Origin of the sequence: Psychroserpens luteus (genome assembly GCF_015319355.1) — a bacterium.
GTDB classification, from domain to species: domain Bacteria; phylum Bacteroidota; class Bacteroidia; order Flavobacteriales; family Flavobacteriaceae; genus Psychroserpens; species Psychroserpens luteus.
The window spans coordinates 418,550-442,102 of sequence record NZ_JADILU010000002.1 but is presented as its reverse complement, the minus strand read 5'-3'; the positions used below and the strand labels follow the sequence as shown (position 1 = coordinate 442,102).

The window sequence follows — 23,553 nt, the reverse complement described above, 5'->3', positions numbered from 1 at the left end:
ATTGAATTAGATTGATTGTTAATTGAAATCTTTTATAAAAAAAAATCCGTTGACAAGTTACTGTCAACGGATTTATAACGAATAAGTTTTATATTTATTTTAACAAGAAGATTCTTATCTATTCATCACTTCTGCTACTTTTTTTCCAATTTCAGCAGGAGAATCAACAACGTGAATTCCACAAGCTCTCATAATCTTCTTTTTTGCTTGAGCAGTATCATCACTACCTCCTACAATTGCTCCAGCGTGACCCATTGTACGTCCTGCAGGTGCAGTTTCTCCAGCTATAAAACCAATAACTGGTTTTTTACTTCCACTAGCTTTATACCAGTTTGCAGCATCTGCTTCTAACTGACCACCAATTTCACCAATCATAACCACAGCTTCAGTTTCTGGATCATTGATTAATAACTCAACAGCTTCTTTAGTCGTTGTTCCAATAATAGGATCTCCTCCAATACCAATAGCAGTTGTAATTCCTAATCCTTGTTTTACAACTTGATCTGCAGCTTCATAAGTTAATGTACCAGATTTTGATACAATACCAACACTACCTTTTTTGAAAACAAAACCTGGCATAATACCAACTTTAGCTTCACCTGGAGTAATAACTCCTGGACAGTTAGGACCAATTAATCTACAATCTCTATCTTTAATATACGTTGAAGCTTTAATCATATCTGCTACAGGAATACCTTCAGTAATTGTAATAATCACTTTGATACCTGCTTCTGCAGCTTCCATAATTGCGTCTGCAGCAAATGCAGGCGGAACAAAGATAATCGTTGTATCTGCTCCAACTTCTTTTACAGCTTCTGCAACCGTATTAAAAACTGGTCTATCTAAGTGTGTCTGACCACCTTTTCCTGGAGTCACACCACCTACAACATTTGTTCCATACTCAATCATCTGACCAGCGTGAAATGTACCTTCACTACCAGTAAATCCTTGAACAATTATTTTTGAATCTTTATTAACTAAAACGCTCATTTGTTTTTGTTTTATTGCCTTTATTTCTTCGGAAATGTACCGTTTTAAAAATTACAGGCTATTTATAATTTTGATTTTAAGTTTTTGTGTATTCAGATGACTATTTCTGAACTGAGTCACAAAAATAAGATATTGCTTATGATTATTAAACCTTTTTTAAACTTTAATTTCAGCATATGAGTTTAAGCTATCTGAACTGTTATCTGCTAACTGACTCACCTCATATCCTTTAAACAATTTATCATCTTTTACTTCCCAGATAGAGATGAAATGTGCTAAAGCATCTTCCTTTTCTGGTCGTTCAATTGATGTTACATAAATTGTATATCTCGCTGTAACTGTATTATCATCTTCTAAAAGATGACTTAATCTGTATTTAAATGAATGAAAAGATTCTTTTATACCTTCAAGCCTATTTTTTAAGCCTTGAAAATCTAATTTCGAATACCCTTTACTACTATGCCAGTTCAACTCACAATCTTTATGAAAATAATCTATGCTATTTTCATCTTTTGCTAAGTCTAAATCGTAAAACGCTTTGGCAATTTGTTTTGCAGACATTTATTTCGTTTTTAATTTTTTTAATATTTCAGGAATCTTTCTAAGGTAAGCCATTTCCTTAAATTTTTCTCGTGCTTCAATTGCAGGTGACCCAAAATAAGTTCCGTTTGGTTTTGTAGAATGTCCTAAGCCAGATTGTGCATAGATAACTGTGCCTTTTGCAATCGTAATACCACTTTTCACTCCTACTTGTCCCCAAATTGTAACTTCATCTTCAACGACAACACATCCAGCAATACCAGTTTGTGAAGCTATTAAACATTTTTTACCAATTAAAGTATCATGTCCAATTTGAATTTGATTATCTAATTTAGAGCCTTCTCCAATGGTAGTATCTCCCGTAACACCTCTATCAATCGTACAAAGTGCACCTATGTCTACATTGTTTTCAATAATAACACGTCCACCAGATTTTAATTGATCATAACCTTCTGGTCTGTTTTTATAATAAAATGCACTTGCACCTAATATTGCACCTGCATGAATCGTCACATTATCTCCAATAATCGTATCATCATAAATACTAACATTAGAATGAATAATGCAATTATCACCAATAGTGACATTATTACCAACAAAACAATTAGGCTGTATAGTTGTGTTTTTTCCGATTTTCGCAGTTGGAGAAATCGCAGAATTTGATGATTGAAACGGTTTAAAATGAAGTATTAAGCTATTAAAGTCTCTAAAAGGATCATCACTAATTAAGAGTGCTTTTCCTTCTGGGCAATCTACTTTTTTATTAATTAAAACAATAGTAGCAGCACTTTCTAATGCTTTATCATAATATTTTGGATGATCTACAAAAACGATGTCTCCAGTTTCTACAACATGAATTTCATTCATTCCTAAAACCGGAAAGTCATCTGCTCCAATATATTCCGAAGAAATAAGATTGGCGATTTCCTTGAGTGTATGCAGTTTTGGAAACTTCATTTATTCTTTTACGCGTTCTTTATAAGTTCCTTTTTCTGTTTCTATTTTTATTTTGTCTCCTTCATTAATAAATAAAGGGACATTAACTTCTGCTCCTGTTTCTACAGTTGCAGGTTTTGTAGCATTTGTAGCTGTATTACCTTTGATACCAGGTTCTGTAGCTGTAACTTCTAAAACAACTGTTGCTGGCATATCAACAGATAATGGCATGTTGTCTTCTGTATTGATTTGAATGGTAACGATTTCTCCTTCTTTCATTAAATCTGCTCTGTCTAAAGCAGTTTCTAACAAACGAATTTGAGTATAATCGGCTTCGTTCATAAAATGATAAAACTCACCATCATGATATAAAAACTGAAACTTGTGTGTTTCTACACGTATATCTTCAATTTTATGTCCAGCTGAAAATGTATTATCTAATACTTTACCGTTTGTAACACTTTTCATTTTTGTTCTAACAAATGCAGGACCTTTACCAGGTTTCACATGTAAGAATTCAATGATTTTATAAATATCATTATTGTATTTGATACATAATCCGTTTCTTATATCTGAAGTACTTGCCATTTTTTTATTATTAAGTTGTTTTAATGTGCATTGTTGAGTTGTTTACTCAAACGCACTACTATTGTGTGTTATCTTTTCCGAAGAAAAAAATTAATTTGATTTGAAATATCCTTTCATAATTCCGCGATGCGAATTCTTAATAAACTGAAGAATCTCATCACGCTCTGGAGTTGCCTCCATTTCTGCCTCTATTAATTCTGAAGCCTGTGTATTATTATAATTCTTTTGATATAACATTCTGTATATATCTTGAATTTCTCTAATTTTTTCTGTTGTAAACCCTCTACGACGTAGACCTACAGAGTTAATACCTACATAAGATAATGGCTCACGACCAGCTTTTACATAAGGTGGCACATCTTTTCTAACTAAAGATCCACCTGTTACGAAGGCATGATTTCCTATAGAAACAAATTGATGTACAGCAGTCATTCCTGCCAAAACCACATAGTCTCCTACGGTAATATGTCCAGCAAGGGTACTATTATTTGAAAAGATACAATTATTACCAACAACGCAATCATGCGCAATATGGCAATATGCCATAATTAGACAATTATTACCAATGACGGTTTTCATTTTATCTGTTGTACCTCTGTTGATTGTAACACACTCTCTTATAGTAACATTATCTCCTATTACTGTAAGTGTATCTTCATCATCATATTTTAAATCTTGTGGTACAGCAGAAATTACAGAACCTGGAAAAATATTACAATTCTTTCCTATTCTTGCACCTTCCATTATAGTCACATTACTTCCTATCCACGTTCCTTCTCCAATAGTAACATTGCTGTAAATAGTTGTAAATGGTTCTATAACTACATTCTTAGCAATTTTTGCTCCTGGATGTACGTATGCTAAAGGTTGGTTCATTTTTTCGTTATTATTTTTTCTCTATCGCAAAATGTGTGCGCTAAGAATTTTGATAGTTTTATTACTATCTCGTCCAAGCGAGTTCAATTTATCTGATATTACTTTATTTTTATAATGAATTATAATTCATCCCTAAATTTTTATTGATTCGATAAAAATACGTTAAATATTATTTATTTAACTTTAGAAATCTGTGCCATTAATTCTGCCTCTGCACATAATTGTCCGTTAGCGTAGGCATAACCTTGCATGTGACAAATACCACGACGTATTGGTGTAATTAAATCACACTTAAATATAAGTGTATCTCCAGGCACTACTTTTTTCTTGAATTTCACTTTATCAATCTTCATAAAGAAGGTTAAGTAATTCTCAGGATCTGGTACTGTACTTAATACAAGTATACCTCCAGTTTGAGCCATGGCTTCTACAATTAAAACGCCTGGCATTACAGGTGCTCCAGGGAAATGACCTTTAAAGAACTCTTCGTTCATGGTCACATTTTTCATCCCAATCACATGAGAATCTGATAACTCAAAAACCTTATCTAATAATAAAAATGGTTGTCTATGTGGCAACATCTCCATAATTTGCATCACATCCATTAAAGGCTCTTGATTCAAATCTATTTGTGGCACGTTATTACGACGTTCATTTTTTATGATTTTTGATAATTTCTTAGCAAACTGAGTATTGATGTAATGCCCAGGTTTATTAGCAATTACTTTACCTCTAATGCGTGTACCAACTAAAGCTAAATCTCCAATAACATCTAAAAGCTTATGTCTTGCTGCTTCATTAGGATGGTGAAGGGTTAAATTATCTAAAATCCCATTTGGTTTAATTGCTATGGATTCTTTATTGAATGCTACTTTTAATTTCTCCATAGTTTCTGGAGATAGTTCCTTATCAACATACACAATAGCGTTATTTAAATCACCTCCTTTAATAAGACCGTGTTCTAATAACATTTCTAATTCATGTAAAAAACTAAAGGTTCTAGAATCTGAAATATCCTCCTTAAAGTCAGACATACGATTTAATGTCGCATTTTGAGTGCCAAGAACTTTTGTCCCAAAGTCAACCATGGTAGTCACCTGGTATTCTTTAGAAGGCATAACGATAATCTCACTTCCTGATTCTTCATCAGTATACGATACAACATCTGTCACAACATATTCTTCTCTAAAATCGTCTTGCTCAACAATTCCTGCTTTTTCAATAGCTTCAACAAAAAACTTTGATGATCCATCCATAATTGGAGGCTCTGCTGCATTGAGTTCTAAGATAGCATTATCAACATCTAATCCCACTAAAGCAGCTAATACATGCTCTGAGGTTTGAATGGTCACACCATTTCTTTCTAAACAAGTCCCTCTTTGTGTATTGGTCACATAATTTGCATCTGCTGCAATCACAGGAGAACCTTCTAGATCTACTCTTTTAAAAGAAAAACCATTGTTTACTGGTGCAGGACAAAAAGTAATGGTTACTTCTTTTCCTGTATGTAAACCAACGCCTTTAAGAGAAATTTTATTCTCTATCGTTTTTTGCTTAATGTCTGTTTTAATTATTGCCATCTATTTTTTTTTCTAAATCATTAATGGTTTTAACAATCTTAGGTAGGTTTTTAAAATGCACATAGGATTTGTTCCAATCACTAAATGCAAATGATGGAGATCCTTGTAATATTTCATTATCCTTTACATGTCTTCCAATACCAGATTGTGCTTGAACTCTTACATTATTACCTATAGTTATATGCCCAGCAATTCCTACTTGACCACCTATTAAGCAATTTTCACCAATTTTGGCAGATCCAGCAATTCCTGTTTGAGCTGCTATCACTGTGTTCTTTCCAATCTCAACATTGTGTGCTATTTGGATTTGATTATCCAATTTCACACCTCTTCTTATTATAGTAGAACCTAATGTAGCTCTATCAATTGTCGTTGCTGCACCAACATCTACATGGTCTTCTATAATAACATTACCTATTTGTGGCATTTTACTATACTCTCCATTTTTATCTGGTACAAAACCAAAACCATCTGCTCCAATAATAACACCTGAGTTGATAACACAGTGATTTCCTATAATGCTTTCAGAATAAATCTTAGCACCAGAAAATACAATCGTATGATCTCCAATGGTGACATTGTCACCAATATAACTATTTGGATACACTTTCACATTGTTACCTAAAGTCACATTTTCACCAACATAGCTAAAAGCGCCTATATAAATATCATTTCCTAATTTAACAGTTTCAGAAATAAACGACGGTTGTTCAATACCATTTTTATTCATCTTCACTTGGTTGTAATATTCTAAAAGTTTTGAAAATGATTGATACGCATCATCCACCTTTATAAGGGTTGTTGAAATATCATATTCTGGTTCAAATGTTTTATTAACTATTGTAATTGATGCTTTAGTAGAATATATGTATGAATTATACTTAGGGTTTGCTAAAAAGGTTAAAGAGCCTTCTATACCTTCTTCAATTTTTGAAAGTTTAGAAACTTCTACCTCAGGATTACCTACGATATCACCTTCTAAAATTCCAGCTATTTGTTGTGCTGTAAAGTTCATTCTCGCAAAAATAGGAAAAATGTAGAAATTATTTACTGTTGTTTGTGTTTAAAAGGTAGGTTGTCAATTTTACTCATTTAAAATATAGACCAAAACAGAGAACAATCTATTGCATACATTAGTTTTTCATACCTTCGGGAATTTTAAACTTCAAGACATTGCAAACTAAAAACCGTGACTCCGACTGGATATTATTCCTTCGGATAACAGATATAATATTTAGTTACCGCCTTAGACAACGCTTTGATATTAAATTGATCTGATGCTTTTGTAATATCAACCACTTTACCAGATTTTTGCAATATTTTTATTTTTTGAGTTTTAGATTGATATGCCAAATTTGAAATCTCATTACTAAAAACGAAGTATTCAGCATCTTTTTTAGAAATATGATATTTAGCAACAAGTTTTGATATATGCTTATCTAAAGTTGATCGTTTAATAGGTTTATTTTTAATCTTGACCTTTAATAAATCTCTATTAATAATCATGCTGCACAGATTTTTTAAAACAAAATCATCATGGTATTGCCAATCTTTCATTGCAGATACAATATCAGTATCATCTAATCTAGAAAAAATTTCTAATGTGTCATCATCAAAATTTTTGCTTGTGATTTCATTCCGAAGAAAAAAAGATAACGCATCACTTGCTCTTAACTCAACACCTTGAATTGTCAATTCTTTAGCTCGTTTCAAAACACGTGTCAATAATTGCTCAGCCACCAAACCTGTTTTATGAAGATAGACCTGCCAGTACATAAAACGTCTGGCTACTAAAAATTTTTCAACACTATAAATTCCCTTCTCTTCAACAACCAAACGATCATCTACAACATTGAGCATGGTGATTAAACGTTCGCTATTTACATTTCCTTCGGCAACACCTGTATAAAAGCTATCGCGTTTGAGATAATCTGCTCTATCCATATCAAACTGACTAGAAATAAGCTCACATAAAAACGGTCTATCATATTTACCTTCAAAAATTTGGATGGCTAGCGTTAAACTTCCGTTAAATTCTTCATTGAGCTTTTGCATAAAACGCATAGAGATTTCTTCATGAGAAATTCCATTTACAATGCTATGCTCCATTGCATGAGAAAATGGTCCATGACCAATATCGTGCAACAAAATGGCAATATAAAGTGCTCTTTCTTCTTCTTCAGAAATTTCAACACCCTTAAAACAAAGTACATTCACCGCTTTTTGCATTAAATACATGCAACCTATTGCATGATGAAATCGTGTATGGTTTGCTCCAGGATATACCAAGTAAGATAATCCCATTTGAGAGATTCGTCTTAGTCTTTGGAAATATTTATGTTCAATTAAATCAAAAATATCCGAATTAGGAATAGTAATAAATCCGTAAATTGGGTCGTTAAAGATTTTAAGTTTGTTACTTGTCTTCAAACTGAAAAATTTTATACCATATACAATGGTATCATATTAATATTATAAACAAATATACATGAACACTATAAATATTCTTTGGGTTGACGATGAAATCGATCTTTTAAAACCACATATTATCTTTTTAGAACAAAAGCAATATAAAGTTACAACTTGTCAAAGTGGTACAGAAGCCATTGAGATTATTGATGATACCAACTTTGATATTGTGTTTTTAGATGAGAATATGCCTGGACTTACAGGTTTAGAAACCTTGAATGAAATTAAAGAGCGTCGTGCTAATCTTCCCGTAGTTATGATTACTAAAAGTGAGGAAGAATATATCATGGAAGAAGCTATTGGTAATAAAATTGCCGATTATTTGATTAAGCCTGTAAACCCAAACCAGATTTTATTGAGTTTAAAAAAGAACTTAGATCATTCGAGGCTCATTTCAGAAAAAACAACCTCAAACTATCAACAAGAGTTTAGAAAAATAGCGATGGATATGGCTATGGTCAATACGTTTGAAGAATGGAGCGACTTGTACCAAAAACTAGTTTATTGGGAGTTACAACTTGAAGATATTGAAGATGTTGGCATGACAGAGATTTTAGAATCACAAAAAAATGAGGCTAATCTTCAATTTGGAAAGTTTATTGAAAAAAATTATGAAGATTGGTTTGATCATAATTCTGATGCTCCAATTCTATCACATAATCTTTTTAAAGAAAAAGTAGTGCCAGAGTTGAGTACAGATCAACCTACGCTATTTATTGTGATAGACAATTTACGTTATGATCAATGGAAAGCCTTTGAGCCTATCGTTAATAATTACTATAAAAAAGTATCTGAAGAACCATTTTATAGTATTCTCCCAACAGCGACTCAATATGCTAGAAATGCAATATTCTCTGGGTTAACGCCTTTAGATATGGAAAGACTACATCCTAAATTATGGAAAAATGATACCGATGAAGGTGGAAAAAACTTGTTTGAAAATGAGTTTTTACAAGGTCAACTAAAACGATTAGGATTACAAAATCTAAAAACCTCATATCATAAAATTACAAATTTAAGAGCTGGAAAGAAACTCGTTGAAAACTTTAAAACACTTAAGGATAATGACCTTTCTGTCATCGTTTACAATTTTGTTGACATGCTCTCACATTCTAAAACCGAAATGGATGTCGTTAAAGAATTAGCCTCTAATGATAAAGCATACCGTTCTCTTACAGTGAGTTGGTTCAAGAATTCCCCTTTATTAGAGATGATTCAGCAAGCTCAAAATTTAGGGTTTAAATTAATTCTTACTACAGACCATGGCACTATAAATGTTAAAAATCCTTCTAAAGTAATTGGAGATCGTGATACGAGTTTGAATTTGCGTTATAAAACTGGACGTAGCTTAACTTATGAGGATCGAGAGGTTATGGTAGCCAAAGACCCTAAATCCATTCATTTACCAGCACTTACAATGAGTAGTTCTTTTATATTCGCAAAGAGTGATTACTTCTTAGCGTATCCAAATAATTACAATCATTACGTAGGTTACTATAGAAATACGTATCAACATGGTGGAGTTTCTTTAGAAGAAATGATTATTCCTTTTGTGGTAATGAATCCTAAATAGAAATTTATTTTTTCTTCGGAAACATGAGAACATAATATTTTATAGTTAACACTCAAAAGTTTACAATCCATGTAATGCAAATAAAACCGATGAAATACACTTTTTGCTAGTTTTTATCAATAATATTGCTTATTATTGCGATTAAATCAGCCTATAAACTGATTTGACTATTACATTATGTTTAAATTATTAGAACTAGATTATCAAATTGAAGGTATAGAGACTGTTGCAAAACAAATCTTAAATCATGTATCTTCTAAAACCATTCTTTTCTATGGAGAAATGGGTGCTGGTAAAACAACACTTATAAAATCTTTAGTAAAATTATTGGGTAGTGATGATGATGTGAGTAGCCCAACATTTTCTATTGTTAATGATTATGAATCTAAAGATGACTCTATACATCATTTTGATTTGTATAGAATTAGTGATGAAGAAGAAGCTTTAAATTTTGGTTTTGAAGATTATCTAAACACATCACATTGGGTGTTCATAGAATGGCCTCAAAATGTTCAAAATTTGATACCAGAAGACGCTAACATTATAGAAATTTCTTATAAAAATAAAACCGAAAGAATCCTCAAACTGAGCCAAAATCATAACATTAACCCTCAAAACCAGCAAAAAGTAGCAAAATTTTAGAAATAAATCAACAACCTCACACAGCATCATAGTTACAGACTACGGAAAAACCGTAATCGTAAGACGATTTTAGAGTGTTTTTTAACACTCGTTTTAACTAATTAATATATAGAGCATTACTATATTTGAATAATTAATTAATTTAATCCCTTATAATTATGAAAACTAAAAAGTATGTTATCGCGATTGCGATTTTCGGAGGAATGTTATTTACTGCTCATGCAACTGATTTAATCAACTTAGATGGACAAACAAAAACAGAAATCGACAAAAGAAAAGTTAAAATTCCAACACACGGATAAGAGAAGCAATTCTAAACTTATAATTAATGGGAGTATAATAGGTGTTTTAATATCTATAACTCCCATTTTTTTCTATTCTTATATTTACTTTCCAGATACTAAAGTTTGGGAAAATTTCCTTTTTACATATAACAGTGGTTTTTATGAAGATGTAAGAACAAGTTTCTGGATGATAATGACTAAACTCATCCCATTATTCCTTTTATTTATATGGTTCTTTACATGTCGCCACTGGTGGTATCATTCTATTCTAGTTCCAATTGCAATGTTTACATATCAATTGATTGGAACTATCAATGAAGATGTTATATTCTTTGACAACTTTGATCTAATCTATATGTTACCAATAATGGCTATAATTATTCCTTCAATATATTTGATTAGGGCAAAAATGTTTAATAAAATTAACTATGCAGATAAATCAATGCAAGAGTTGGAAGAAGAATTTATGATGAAGCCTAAAGGGGTTTGGGGTACGATTAAGCAATATTTTTAATTTGAATCCTACTCTTACTTGTATTAATCAAATAATTATTTGTAATTTGAGTTACCAATTAAAAATTCAATGAGCGAATCATTATCTCCTTTTACAAAAGCACAATTATTACCTCAAGAAGAGACATTAGAAGTCTACAAAAAGAAAGGTGATTTATTTATAGGAATCCCAAAAGAAACCCATTTTCAAGAAAAACGTGTATGTCTAACACCAGATGCAGTTCATGCATTGGTGTCTAATGGTCATCGTGTAATGTTTGAGTCTGGCGCTGGAGAAGGTGCTAATTTTAAAGATAAAGCATATAGTGAAGCTGGAGCAGAAGTCACAAAAGATACTGCAAAGGTATTCTCCTGCCCAATTTTATTAAAGGTAGAGCCACCTTCTATTGATGAAATTAAATTAATAAATCCTCAAACCTTATTAATATCTGCACTACAACTTAAAACACAAAGCAAAAGTTATTTTCAAGCGTTGGCATCAAAACGCATTACTGCATTAGCGTTTGAATTTATAAAAGATGAAGATGGTGCTTATCCTGCAGTACGCTCATTAAGTGAGATTGCTGGTACAGCTTCTATATTAATAGCTTCTGAGCTGTTATCTAATATCAATGGAGGAAACGGACTCATGTTTGGAAACATAAGTGGAGTTCCACCAACCGAAGTTGTTATTATAGGTGCAGGAACCGTTGGTGAGTTTGCTGCGCGATCAGCAATTGGTCTTGGAGCAAATGTTAAAATTTTTGATAATTCTATCACCAAATTACGTTGCGTACAATCTAATTTAGGTCGTACTTTATATACCTCAACAATTCAACCAAAAAATTTATTAAAAGCTTTAAAACGCTGTGATGTCGCCATTGGTGCTGTACGTGGTAATAACCGCTCACCTATTATAGTTACAGAAGCTATGGTAAATACTATGAAATCTGGATCTGTGGTGATTGATGTAAGTATAGATATGGGTGGCTGTTTTGAAACTAGTGAAGTTACCAATCATGATAAGCCAACATTTGACTATAATGGTGTGACTCATTATTGTGTGCCAAATATTCCTGCACGATACTCTAGATCTGCTTCTGTTTCCCTAAGTAACATATTTACACCTTACCTTTTAAAGATTGCCGAAGATGGTGGTATAGAAAATGCCATTCGTTTTGATCGTGGTTTAAAAAATGGGTTGTATTTTTACCACGGAATTTTAACCAACAAATCTGTAGCCAATTGGTTTGATTTAGACTGCAGCGATGTTAACCTGTTAATTTTCTAAATAAATACTACACATTGTTATGAAACTACTACATCGAATAGGTTACTATTTGGGAGGATTCTCCATAGGACTCGTTTTATTAGCCTTTTTTTTAGGCGGAAAAAAAACATCTTGTTCTTATGGTCCAAACGCAAGAACTATAAAGAATATTTCTATAAAAAAGCGTTTCTATTCTGAAGACACGCAACTAGCCATGCAAAATTATAGTTTGGATACACTTAAAGTTTCAGAATTAATAAAAACTAGTAGTGTTAACTTTTCTGAAAGTGACACCAAAGCAGACTCCTGCAAAGTCTATCTTTTAGAAAACGAATTTGAAGATAAAGACATAGAATTATGGGTCAAGAATTGTGATTCTAGTGCTACGATACAATCTATTATAATAAAATAGAACAACTATTCTTAGCTTCTATAAAAACAACTTTAGTCTATACTTTTCTTGGGTGTTTTTTAAAATTAAATTTCTAAAAACTTTTCAGTTAGCACTGTCTTTCCTTTGATAGGTAGGAGTTTTTAAAAGCACATAGATTTCTACATTCACTTCGCATAAATGACAATTTAATAAAAAAAAACCATTACTAGCATATAGCGCTAATAATGGTTTACCAATCTAATTAAAAAACTAACTCTTATTTTATCGTATTGGGATTTTCTTTATTAAACTCGTATCATCATAAATTAACTTAGCAATATAGATACCTCTAGAATAGGTTGATACATCTAATGCTCTTGTCATTTGAGTCTGATCTTGCATTTCAGATTGATTGAATATTTCGGTATAAATTATTTTACCTGACAAATCATAAATAGAATATCCTTTAGCAGTCACAGATTGTAAACCATCTATTCGAACATTCAAAATATCTGTTGTTGGATCTTGATAGATCATAAAATCAAACGTTTCACTTTCAATAGGAAATTCAATAGTATTACATTCTTCAACGAAAACCATAATTGTATCTTCATCACTATCTAAAGCATTGTAAACCAAAACAGAATATTCTGTATCCACATCTGGAGAGACTTCTATACTTTGAGTTGTTTCTCCATTACTCCATAAATACTCATCACCTCCGTTTGCTGTAAGCGTTACAATCTCTTCATTACAGATAATTAAATCCTCACCAGCATCTGCTTGAACTATTTCTAAAACATTTACAATAACCGCTTTGGTATCTTCACAGTTATTAATAAATCCTGTTACTTCATATGTTGTGGTAATTGACGGACTAACAGCAATGTTTGGCTGTGTTGCTCCATTGTTCCATGAATACGTGTTAGCTCCAGATGCAGAGAGTGTAATAAATTCTCCTTCTAAAATTATAACATCATCTCCATTTAAAATAACAACATTTGGATTAGGATTTACACCAACCTCAACCTCAGCCTCAGCTTGATAGTCCCCTTCATAAACAGTAACTGTATAAGTTTGTGTATTAGTTGGGTTAACCGTAATACTTTGTGTCGTCTCACCTGTACTCCATAAATAACTATCACCAGCACTCGCTGTAAGTGTTGTTTCATATCCATTGCAAATCGTTTGATTTGCACCAGCACTTGCAGTATAAATAAATGGCTCTACAATAACAATTACATCATCAATAGATTCACATCCATTAGAGATACCAGTAACTGTATATGTCGTTGTTAAAATAGGATTCACTGAAATACTTGTGGTTGTTTCTCCTGTACTCCATATATAAGAATCTGCTCCAGAAGCGACTAGAATTGTAGAGTCACCTTCTGTAATTGAAACATCATTTCCTGCATTAGTTTCTGGTAATTCGTTTACTAAAACAATAACATCATCAGTACTAGAACAATTATTTGTAAATACTTCTACTGAATATGTTGTTGTATTATTTGGACTTACATTAATATTTTGAGTTGTTTCTCCAGTGTTCCAAAGGTAAGTTGTACCTCCAGAAGCTGACAAAGTTGTAGAATTTCCGAAGCAAATTGCAACATCATTTCCTGCATTTGCAATAGGGATTTCATTAACTGTAACTGTAACACTGTCATCATCTGACTCAGTCCCATTTGTATTAAATGCTGTAAAAATATATGTTGTCGTTGTTGTTGGAGATACCTCTATCGTTTGAGTAGTTTCACCGGTATTCCATAAATATGTTGCTCCTCCAGCTGCTGTAAGTATTGTACTTTCTCCATTACATATTGCAACATCTGCTCCTGCATTAGCGTTTACATTTTCTGTTTCTACGGAAACGATAACGTCATCACTAGATTCACATCCATTAGAATTCCCTGTTACTGAATAGATTGTTGAACTTGTTGGACTTACTGTGATACTTTGGGTTGTTTCACCTGTACTCCATACATATGAATCTGCTCCAGTTGCTGTTAATATTGTAGAATCTCCTTCTGTTATTGAAACATCATTTCCTCCGTAAGTTTCTGGTAATTCGTTTATTGTCACTATTACACTATCGTCATCAGATGCTGTTTGCGCTTCATTAAAAGCTGTAACTGTATAGGTTGTTGTTTGACTTGGGTTTACTGTAATACTTGCTGTTGTTTCTCCTGTATTCCAAAGGTAAGTTGAACCTCCTGAGGCTGTTAAAGTTATTACATTCCCAGAGCAAATTGCTACATCATCTCCTGCATTGGCATTAACTACTTCTGCACCTACGGAAACGATAACATTATCACTAAATTCACATCCATTAGAATTCCCTATTACTGTATAGGTTGTTGTATTTGTTGGACTCACAGTGATACTTTGTGTGATTTCACCTGTGTTCCATACATAAGAATCTGCACCAGTTGCTGTTAATGTTGTTGACTCACCTTCTATTATTGAAACATTACTTCCAGCATTTGTTGATGGTAATGCATTAACTGTAACTTGAACTTGATCTAAACTTGAACAATTATTTTCAAATACTTCTACTGCATAAATTGTAGTTGTATTAGGGTTTACGGTGATGGTTTCTGTTGTTTCTCCTGTACTCCAAAGATAGGTTGAACCTCCTGAGGCTGTTAATGTAGTTACATTTCCAGAGCAAATCTCAACATCATTTCCTGCATTTGCAATTGGTAATTCGCTAACAGTTACTTCTACACTATCCTCAGCAGAGTTATTTCCTGAGATACTATATGCGGTCACTGTATATGTTGTTGTATCTGTTGGAGAGACTTCTATAGATGCTGTTGTTTCTCCTGTGCTCCATAAATATGTTGTTCCTCCAGTTACTGTTAAAGTTGTTACATTTCCGAAGCAAATTTCGATATCATCTCCAGCGTTTGCTGTAACATCATCTGAGATTAAAGTAACAATTACATTATCTTCAAATTCACATCCATTAGTATTACCTGTTACTGTATATGTTGTTGTACTCGTTGGACTCACTGTAATACTTGTTGTTGTTTCTCCTGTACTCCAAACATAAGAATCTGCTCCTGACGCTGTTAATGTTGTAGAATCACCTTCAAAGATTGAGACATCATTACCTGCGTTTGTTTCTGGTAAATCATTTACTGTAACAATAATATCATCTGTACTTGAACAATTATTTTCAAATACTTCTACTGTATAAATTGTAGTTGTATTAGGATTTACTGTGATGGTTTCTGTTGTTTCTCCTGTACTCCAAAGGTAGGTTGAACCTCCTGAGGCTGTTAATGTAGTTACATTTCCAGAACAAGTTTCAACATCATCTCCAGCATTTGCAATTGGTAATTCGCTAACAGTTACTTCTACACTATCCTCAGCAGAGTTATTTCCTGAGATACTATATGCGGTCACTGTATATGTTGTTGTATCTGTTGGAGAGACTTCTATAGATGCTGTTGTTTCTCCTGTGCTCCATAAATATGTTGTTCCTCCAGTTACTGTTAAAGTTGTTACATTTCCGAAGCAAATTTCGATATCATCTCCAGCGTTTGCTGTAACATCATCTGAGATTAAAGTAACAATTACATTATCTTCAAATTCACATCCATTAGTATTACCTGTTACTGTATATGTTGTTGTACTCGTTGGACTCACTGTAATACTTGTTGTTGTTTCTCCTGTACTCCAAACATAAGAATCTGCTCCTGACGCTGTTAATGTTGTAGAATCACCTTCAAAGATTGAGACATCATTACCTGCGTTTGTTTCTGGTAAATCATTTACTGTAACAATAATATCATCTGTACTTGAACAACTATTTTCAAATACTTCTACTGTATAAATTGTTGTTGCACTAGGAGTTACTGTGATAGTTTCTGTTGTCTCTCCTGTACTCCAAAGGTAGGTTGAACCTCCTGAAGCTGTTAATGTAGTTGCATTTCCGGAGCAAATCTCAACATCATCTCCTGTATTTGCAATTGGTAATTCGTTGACTGAAACTATAACACTATCGTCTTCAGAATTATTGCCTGAAACACTGTATACAGTTACTGTATATGTTGTAATTTCTATTGGAGACACCTCTATAGATGCTGTTGTTTCTCCTGTACTCCATAAATATGTTGTTCCTCCTGTTGCTGTTAATGTCGTAGATTCACCAATGCAAATCTCAGTGTCCACTCCAGCATTAGCATTGACACCGTCATCTAGCAAAAAAACAGTGACAGTGTCTGTATTTTCGCATGTGTTAGTTGTACCTGTTACAAAATAAGAAGTCTCTAGTAATGGGTTTACTGTAATACTTTCTGTCGTTTCTCCTGTACTCCATACATAAGAATCTGCTCCTGTTGCTGTTAAGGTTGCACTTTCGCCTTCAAATATTGTTTGATCTTCTCCTGCATCAACAACTGGAATTTCATTTACTGTTACTATAACTTGATCTGTACTTGAGCATGTATTTTCAAAAACTTCTACTATATATGTTGTTGTACTATTCGGGTTTACGTCAATTGAAGCAGTAGTTGCTCCATTATTCCATAAATAAGAGGTTCCTCCTGTTGCTGTTAAAGTTACTGGTGAACCTAAACATGTGTCTATATCTTCTCCTGCATTTGCTATAGGATTTTGATTGACAGTAATTGTAATTTCGGCTTCTGTTGTACTACCGTCAGAATGTGTTCCTGTAACGGTATATGTTGTAGTAACATTTGGAATGATTTCTAAACTTGCAGATGTTTCTCCTGAATTCCATTCATAAGAATCTGCTCCAGATGCAGTTAATATTGTGCTTTCTCCTTCACAAAGCACATCATCTTCATCTTGAGATGTTATGATGACTTCATTACCTTGAGGATCTTGAGAATCTGAATCTACACCATTTAAATAATCTTCAACATCTGTGTAACCAGTGCTATCTGTATCTGATTGTCCGTTGTTATTTAAATTTCCGAAACGATTAAACTCCCAAGCATCTGGCATACCATCATTATCTGTATCATAATCATTTGGATGAGAATTTATTGGTGTGCTGCTTACTGAATCTAAAAAATCATCATGATATTGAGTTTCCAACACATTATCTTGTGTGTAAGGGACTATATTACCATTTTGAACATTTGTTAAATACTCATTATCTACGAAATCAATCTCTTCAAACTTGTATCCTAATTCGTCTAATCTTGCATTTGAACCAACATTCAAAGTAATATTTTCTAAGGTTTCTACTGCTGATTTAATGTTTATTTCTCTTCCCAACTGAGGAAATGGTGTAAGGGTTTTAAAATCTGTAGTCAACGGACTTTCATTACCTGCTCCAGAATATATAGTTCCTGTTGGGTTAAATCTAAATCTCCATAAAAACCAATTATCTGCATTTGGATCTGTTAAGACATCACTTACATAATTACCATTTGTATAAATTGTTGGGAAGTTTGTAGTATTTGGATACCATAACATACCTCTAACATCTATATCTGGAACTGGGTTACTTGTATAATGAACATAATAGTTATTAATATGATTAACTTCAAAGCCTCCACCTGGAACAGACATACGAGATCTCCAATTCCATACTACATTATTGATAACGTCTACACGACCATCACTTGACCAATTTGGAAATCTATGACTACAATGATAAAATAAGTTGTTGTTAAAACTTAAATCATAAGACACATTGGACTCTGCCCCCATTATCATTCCTGTTTTACTCTCTGCAAAAATATTTCTTTGCCAAGTATATGTATTACCAATTCCGCTATCAACAGATTCATCAGTTCCCCAAGCGAATGAGCAATGATCTATAATGTAATTACTAGATTGAAAAATTTCAAAAGAGTCTATTTCACTTGCGGGATATGCTGCATAAGCAGGTCTCAATCTAATATATCTCATAATGAGATTATTGACGTTTTGAAATCTCAATCTGTAATTTGCTACCGTAATTCCACCTTCTGGAGCAGTTTGTCCAGCAATGGTAATATTATCTTGATTGTAAAAATAAATTTGACTAGTCAAATTTATAGTTCCAGAAACAGCGAATGTAATTATACCTCCATCTGTTAATTTAGTATCCTCTAAACATTGTCTAAAGCTACCTGGACCAGCATTATTAAGATTAGTAACTGTATAAATAGGTTTACCTCGCCCACCCGTAGCATAAGCGCCTGCACCTGTGGCAGTTGGAAATGCTAAATCCTGTGAAAACAAACTTGTAGGTATTACAACAAATAACACAAATAGTAAAATTGAGCAATATATTTTTATACCATTGCTATGGTAAATAGGGCTTTTGGAAATCATTTTATATTAATTTGGGGCTTAATATGTGGCCAATCTAGATAATATTATTCGAAAAAATCGTTTAAACATACAATTATTCGATTAAGTGTAGTCTTTTTGAATATATTTTCTTACAAGGCTAGATATGTAACGTAAATTATCAATCAATTCAATATTTTAAATACGCTGAAATGATATAAAAAGACGTTTAAGTGTCAAATTTTAACGTTTGTAGGATTTTTTTTTCGATAAATGTTAAGAGATACTGTGAAAACAAACTTTATTATTAGATAGATTTTTACACATTTATAGTACTTTTAAACCCTGTAACAAGAGCCTATTTATGAACTTAAAATCATACACTCCTTCAATAAATCAATTAAAGGATAAAAATTATAAATATAGATTTAGTGTATTTACACCTGTTTATAATGCTGAGAAAACTATTAAATGTGTTCATGACTCGTTAGTTGGGCAGTCTTTTAAAGATTTTGAGTGGATTATAGTTAATGATGGATCTAACGACGATTCTCATAATACTATTTTAAATATTAAAGAAAATTCACCTTTAACTATTAATTATGTAAATAATAAAAAGAATAAGCATAAGATGGCTTGTTTCTTTCAAGCAATAGAATTAGCTAATGGTGATTTTTTTTTAACTTTTGATGCAGATGATGAATGTGTACCTAACGCTTTAGAAGTATTCAACAATGAATATGAATCCATATCTAATATTGATAAATCTAAAATTGTAGCAGTAACTGGTTTATGTAAAGATCAACATGGAAACCTAATTGGTGATAAATTCCCTTCAAATCCTTATATAAGTAATCCTTTTCATATTAGCGCTATTGATAGTATTCAGGGAGAAAAATGGGGTTTTACAAAAACTAATATTCTAAAAAGTATTAGTTATAATGACTGCTTTATTAATAATGGATTTATGTTGGAAGGCATTATATGGAATTTAATAGCTAAAGAAGGTTACAAAACAAAATACATCAATACAGTATTACGTATTTATCACATTGACACAGCTGGCTCTATTAGCTCAAGTTCAGAAGACAAAACAGCATTAGGTGCTATAATATACTATATCTCTAACTTTAATTGGTTTTTAAAATCTTATGCTTTCAAGTCACCTATTTACTTTTTAAAACAACTTTACTTTTTAACTTCGAAATCAAAATATTTAGATTTCAACCTAAAAAATTACACCACATCTATTGATTCATACTTTATCAAATTTTTATTTGTACTATTATGGCCAATTAGAAAATATCTAAGATAAACTTAACCAAAACAATTCCAATTGAATTTAAAATTCGATTTAAAGTCATTAATAAGTAATTTACTTAAGAATGCAACAATTACTAATGTAATAACGGTTGGTATAACAACCTTAATCGTTAGTGGTTTTGGGTTTTTAAAAGATATTGTAATTGCTGATAGTTTTGGTCTTTCAGAATTAATTGACACATTTTATATTGCCATTCTTGTTCCTAGTTTTATTAGCGGTGTTTTTCTTGGCTCGTTTAATAGTGTATTTATCCCAAACTATGTAAGTGAGCTTAAAACGGGCAAACATATTGGTGCATTTCAAAGTACCAGCTTTATATTAACAATTGGTGTTGCTATTTTTTTCTTAATTATAGCTTTTTTATTTACCGACACTTATTTAGAGCTATTATATGAAGGTCATACCGCATCCTATTATGAATTAATTAAAAAACAATTTTATTTCGTTGCTCCTTGTATATTATTTTGGGGTTTCTCTTCTGTAATCAGCGGACTTTTAACCATTGATAATGAATTTAAATATTCATCAATAAGCACAATTTTTACTCCAATTTCAATTATTTTAGCATTACTTTTATTTAAAGATTATTTAGGTGATGTCGTATTGGCAGTAGGTACTTTAATTGGTAGTATTTTGAATTTTATTTTCATTCTAGGAGTTGCCATTAAACGAGGGGTAATTCATTTAGATAAACCAGATTTTAAATCTCATAATGTTGTAAAACTCTTTAAGCAATTACCTGCAAAGTTATCATCAAGTCTCTTAAGCGGTATTAATCCTTTAATAGATCAATTCTTTTCTCAACAATTAGTTATTGGTTCAATTGCTGCATTAGGATACGGGATTAAAATACCAATGTTTGCTATTGGTATTGTAGGTGCTGCATTAGGAAACGTGCTGCTACCCTATTTTTCAAAATATGCTATAGATAATCCAGAGGATACATTTATTAAACTTAAACAGATATTAAAATACCTAATTCTAGGAGGTTCAGTAATAGTTGTTATTGGTGTTTTATTATCCTATCCCGTAATTTCTATTCTTTTTGAACGTAACGCATTTACAAGTAATGACACAGCTGTTGTATCAAAAATACAGCAAATGTATTTATTACAAATACCATCTTACGTAACTGGTCTAGTAATGGTTAAATTCTTAACATCAATTAATAGAAATAATATAATGGTAATTACTTCAATAATTGGCCTATTATTAAACATTACTTTAAATTATTTTTTAATTGATATTATGGGAGTTTATGGTTTAGCTTTAGCAACCTCTTTAGTATCAATTATGAATAGCATCGTCTTATATATCTATATTAGTAAAATAAACAAAATATATGTTTAATATTGTTACACCAACATACAATAGAAAAGACCTAATAAGTAGGGTTTATGATTCTCTTCGGAAACAAACATTTAAAGATTTTAAATGGATTATTGTTGACGACGGAAGTTCAGATAACACAAAAGAACTTATTCAAACTTGGCAGAAAGAAACTGAAGATTTTGAAATAGAATATTACTATTTAGATCAAAATGTTGGTAAACCAGAAGCTGTGAATTTTGGATTGCAAAAATGTGATAGACCTTATACGATAATTGCAGATAGTGATGATACACACGTACCAAATACATTAAGTGACTTAAAATCTATTTGGGATGTTATTAATTTAAGTTCCCATAATATATGTGCTATTTGGACACTAGTAATAGATGAAGATAATAACGTTAAAGGCGATAAATTCCCAAAAGATTGGTGGCAAGTTGGTTTTAAAGAACGCGTATTAGATTTAAAAAACCAACTCCATGGAGACAAATGGCATTGCTGGAACACTGAAATATTAAAAGCACATCCATTATATTCTGATGATGGATGCCATATAGGAGAAAGTCATACCTGGAATAGAATAAATAAAAAACATGATTTTTTGTGTGTCAATATTAATCATCTAAAAGCGCATATAACAGAACAAAGTTTGATAACTTCAAAACGTTCTAGAAAAGCTGAAGCAAGAGGTGCTTATTACAGTGGTTATTACGGGTTAAAAGATGTATCTACTAGCGCTATCATATCAAATAAATATTATAGATATATAGCGTTTGAATATGCAAAATCTAAATTCTATTACTCAGATAAAAAACTTAAATTATCATTTTCAAAATATTTAGTTTCTTTAGCTATTTTTATATTACTAATTCCTAATAGACTCCTTAATAAACTATGAAAGTTATTATACAACTCATAGCATTAATGATGATTACTTGGGGAATTACAAGCTTTTCGCTAGTGGCTTTTGGATCTGGTGCTGGTAGCGCAGCTAGTGCTTTTACATATTTGATTTTATTAGGATATTATTTTATAAGTGAAAAACGAAAATTATTATTCCCTTTTATAATTTTGGGACTCACATATTACATGATATCTGGATTTGTTTATGTTGAATCATCAAAATATTTTATTAATGAGATTATAAAATATTTCATAATTATTGTTTGTGGAGCAGAGTTAGCAAGAAACACTAGCGTACAACAACTTTGTTTATTTTTAGCTCTTGGTTCTTTGAGTATTTTAATACATGCTACTGTTTTTGCAGATGGTTATGGTAGGTATAGTGGCTTTTACTTAGACCCTAACGGTGCATCTTTCATTTGTTTGATAGGTTATAGCCTTTCATATAGTATAAAAAATATAAAACTTAAATATCTCTATATTATTCTGTTCACGCTATCTGGAATTCTTACATTCTCTAGATACTTTTTAGTTATGTGGCTTTTTGTAAGTATTATAGCAATTGTAGCAAATAAAAAAAATGCACAAGGCCTTTTTTTAGGCTTTGGTTCTTTAATTTTTATATTGAGCTTGGCGACTGTATTACAATTAAACACAAAACGCTTGTCTATGCTAGAAAGTATCTTTGACAAAGATAGCACTGAGGTTAAAGGTTTTTCTGAAGATTCAAGAACAGCTACTTGGAGTCAGTATACAGATGACATCCTAACTAATCCAATTTTTGGAAATGGTTACAAAGCTCTCAGTGGAGGAGCTGGTGGTAAACAAGGAGTTCATAATACATATTTAATGACTATTGGAGAATCTGGATTTATTCCATTTCTTATATTAATAGGCATTTATTTATTTATACTAAAAAAGTCAATTCCTCATTTATACACAAAAACCCATTTACCTTTAATGGCATTAGCTCTAGTAACACTTCTTATGGTAATCCATAATTATTTTGACAATGAAGTTCTTTTATTTATATCTATTTGGGTCTTTGTTAATGTAATTAAACCAAATGGTAAATCTGAGGATATTATTTTAAAAATAGAAACTCAATTAAACAACTAAA

At 31.8% G+C, this 23,553-nt stretch carries 18 protein-coding genes; 9 read left to right on the top strand and 9 right to left on the bottom strand.

Annotated features, from left to right (window positions below):
* Positions 1–114 precede the first annotated feature (114 nt).
* The 8 genes from sucD to IM744_RS05510 form a co-directional block, all read right to left on the bottom strand.
* Positions 115–990: a succinate--CoA ligase subunit alpha gene (sucD, locus tag IM744_RS05545; RefSeq protein ID WP_194507112.1), complete on the bottom strand. Its 876-nt coding sequence runs from the start codon at positions 988–990 to the stop codon at positions 115–117.
* A gap of 156 nt (positions 991–1,146) precedes the next feature.
* Positions 1,147–1,551, bottom strand: coding sequence for a nuclear transport factor 2 family protein (locus tag IM744_RS05540; RefSeq protein ID WP_194507111.1), 405 nt, complete (start codon positions 1,549–1,551; stop codon positions 1,147–1,149).
* Positions 1,552–2,487 (bottom strand): UDP-3-O-(3-hydroxymyristoyl)glucosamine N-acyltransferase, encoded by a 936-nt coding sequence (locus IM744_RS05535; protein WP_194507110.1) that lies wholly within the window; start codon positions 2,485–2,487, stop codon positions 1,552–1,554. It lies immediately after the preceding gene.
* Positions 2,488–3,054, bottom strand: a complete 567-nt coding sequence (gene efp / locus IM744_RS05530) for an elongation factor P (protein WP_194507109.1) — start codon at positions 3,052–3,054, stop codon at positions 2,488–2,490. It abuts the gene before it with no gap.
* A gap of 90 nt (positions 3,055–3,144) precedes the next feature.
* Complete coding sequence (lpxA, locus tag IM744_RS05525; RefSeq protein WP_194507108.1) at positions 3,145–3,930, bottom strand: acyl-ACP--UDP-N-acetylglucosamine O-acyltransferase; 786 nt, start codon at positions 3,928–3,930, stop codon at positions 3,145–3,147.
* A gap of 173 nt (positions 3,931–4,103) precedes the next feature.
* On the bottom strand, positions 4,104–5,510 hold the full coding sequence (locus IM744_RS05520; RefSeq protein WP_194507107.1) for a bifunctional UDP-3-O-[3-hydroxymyristoyl] N-acetylglucosamine deacetylase/3-hydroxyacyl-ACP dehydratase: 1,407 nt from the start codon (positions 5,508–5,510) through the stop codon (positions 4,104–4,106).
* On the bottom strand, positions 5,497–6,525 hold the full coding sequence (lpxD, locus tag IM744_RS05515; protein ID WP_194507106.1) for a UDP-3-O-(3-hydroxymyristoyl)glucosamine N-acyltransferase: 1,029 nt from the start codon (positions 6,523–6,525) through the stop codon (positions 5,497–5,499). Before lpxD ends, IM744_RS05520 begins: the two co-directional genes overlap by 14 nt.
* Before the next feature lie 191 nt (positions 6,526–6,716).
* Positions 6,717–7,940, bottom strand: coding sequence for an HD domain-containing protein (locus tag IM744_RS05510; protein ID WP_194507105.1), 1,224 nt, complete (start codon positions 7,938–7,940; stop codon positions 6,717–6,719).
* 58 nt (positions 7,941–7,998) lie between these two features.
* On the opposite strand from IM744_RS05510, the gene porX reads away from it, so the two are divergent.
* From porX to IM744_RS05485, 5 genes are all read left to right on the top strand, one after another.
* Entirely contained in the window at positions 7,999–9,552 is a 1,554-nt protein-coding gene (gene porX / locus IM744_RS05505) for a T9SS response regulator signal transducer PorX (RefSeq protein WP_194507104.1), read from the top strand.
* Positions 9,553–9,729: 177 nt separating this feature from the next.
* Positions 9,730–10,194 carry a tRNA (adenosine(37)-N6)-threonylcarbamoyltransferase complex ATPase subunit type 1 TsaE gene (gene tsaE / locus IM744_RS05500; RefSeq protein ID WP_194507103.1) on the top strand — a complete coding sequence of 155 codons (465 nt, stop codon included), beginning with the start codon at positions 9,730–9,732 and terminating at the stop codon, positions 10,192–10,194.
* A 243-nt stretch (positions 10,195–10,437) separates the two neighbouring features.
* Complete coding sequence (locus IM744_RS05495) at positions 10,438–10,992, top strand: hypothetical protein (RefSeq protein ID WP_194507102.1); 555 nt, start codon at positions 10,438–10,440, stop codon at positions 10,990–10,992.
* Positions 10,993–11,061: 69 nt separating this feature from the next.
* The gene (locus tag IM744_RS05490) at positions 11,062–12,261 is read left to right on the top strand and encodes an alanine dehydrogenase (RefSeq protein ID WP_194507101.1); all 1,200 of its coding nucleotides are present in this window, start codon (positions 11,062–11,064) and stop codon (positions 12,259–12,261) included.
* Between the two features lie 19 nt (positions 12,262–12,280).
* Positions 12,281–12,652 carry a hypothetical protein gene (locus IM744_RS05485; RefSeq protein ID WP_194507100.1) on the top strand — a complete coding sequence of 124 codons (372 nt, stop codon included), beginning with the start codon at positions 12,281–12,283 and terminating at the stop codon, positions 12,650–12,652.
* Positions 12,653–12,895: 243 nt separating this feature from the next.
* Here IM744_RS05485 and IM744_RS05480 read toward each other — a convergent pair whose 3' ends face one another.
* The gene (locus IM744_RS05480) at positions 12,896–18,916 is read right to left on the bottom strand and encodes a T9SS type A sorting domain-containing protein (protein WP_194507099.1); all 6,021 of its coding nucleotides are present in this window, start codon (positions 18,914–18,916) and stop codon (positions 12,896–12,898) included.
* 322 nt (positions 18,917–19,238) lie between these two features.
* Between IM744_RS05480 and IM744_RS05475 the strand changes: the two genes are divergently transcribed.
* Genes IM744_RS05475 through IM744_RS05460 form a run of 4 tightly spaced genes read left to right on the top strand, consistent with a single transcriptional unit; the run spans position 19,239 to position 23,552 of the window.
* Positions 19,239–20,189 carry a glycosyltransferase family 2 protein gene (locus IM744_RS05475; protein WP_194507098.1) on the top strand — a complete coding sequence of 317 codons (951 nt, stop codon included), beginning with the start codon at positions 19,239–19,241 and terminating at the stop codon, positions 20,187–20,189.
* Between the two features lie 21 nt (positions 20,190–20,210).
* Positions 20,211–21,548 carry a murein biosynthesis integral membrane protein MurJ gene (gene murJ, locus IM744_RS05470; protein ID WP_194507097.1) on the top strand — a complete coding sequence of 446 codons (1,338 nt, stop codon included), beginning with the start codon at positions 20,211–20,213 and terminating at the stop codon, positions 21,546–21,548.
* Entirely contained in the window at positions 21,541–22,428 is an 888-nt protein-coding gene (locus IM744_RS05465; RefSeq protein WP_194507096.1) for a glycosyltransferase family 2 protein, read from the top strand. The genes murJ and IM744_RS05465 overlap by 8 nt, the downstream gene beginning before the upstream one ends.
* Complete coding sequence (locus tag IM744_RS05460) at positions 22,425–23,552, top strand: O-antigen ligase family protein (RefSeq protein ID WP_194507095.1); 1,128 nt, start codon at positions 22,425–22,427, stop codon at positions 23,550–23,552. Before IM744_RS05465 ends, IM744_RS05460 begins: the two co-directional genes overlap by 4 nt.
* Position 23,553 lies beyond the last annotated feature (1 nt).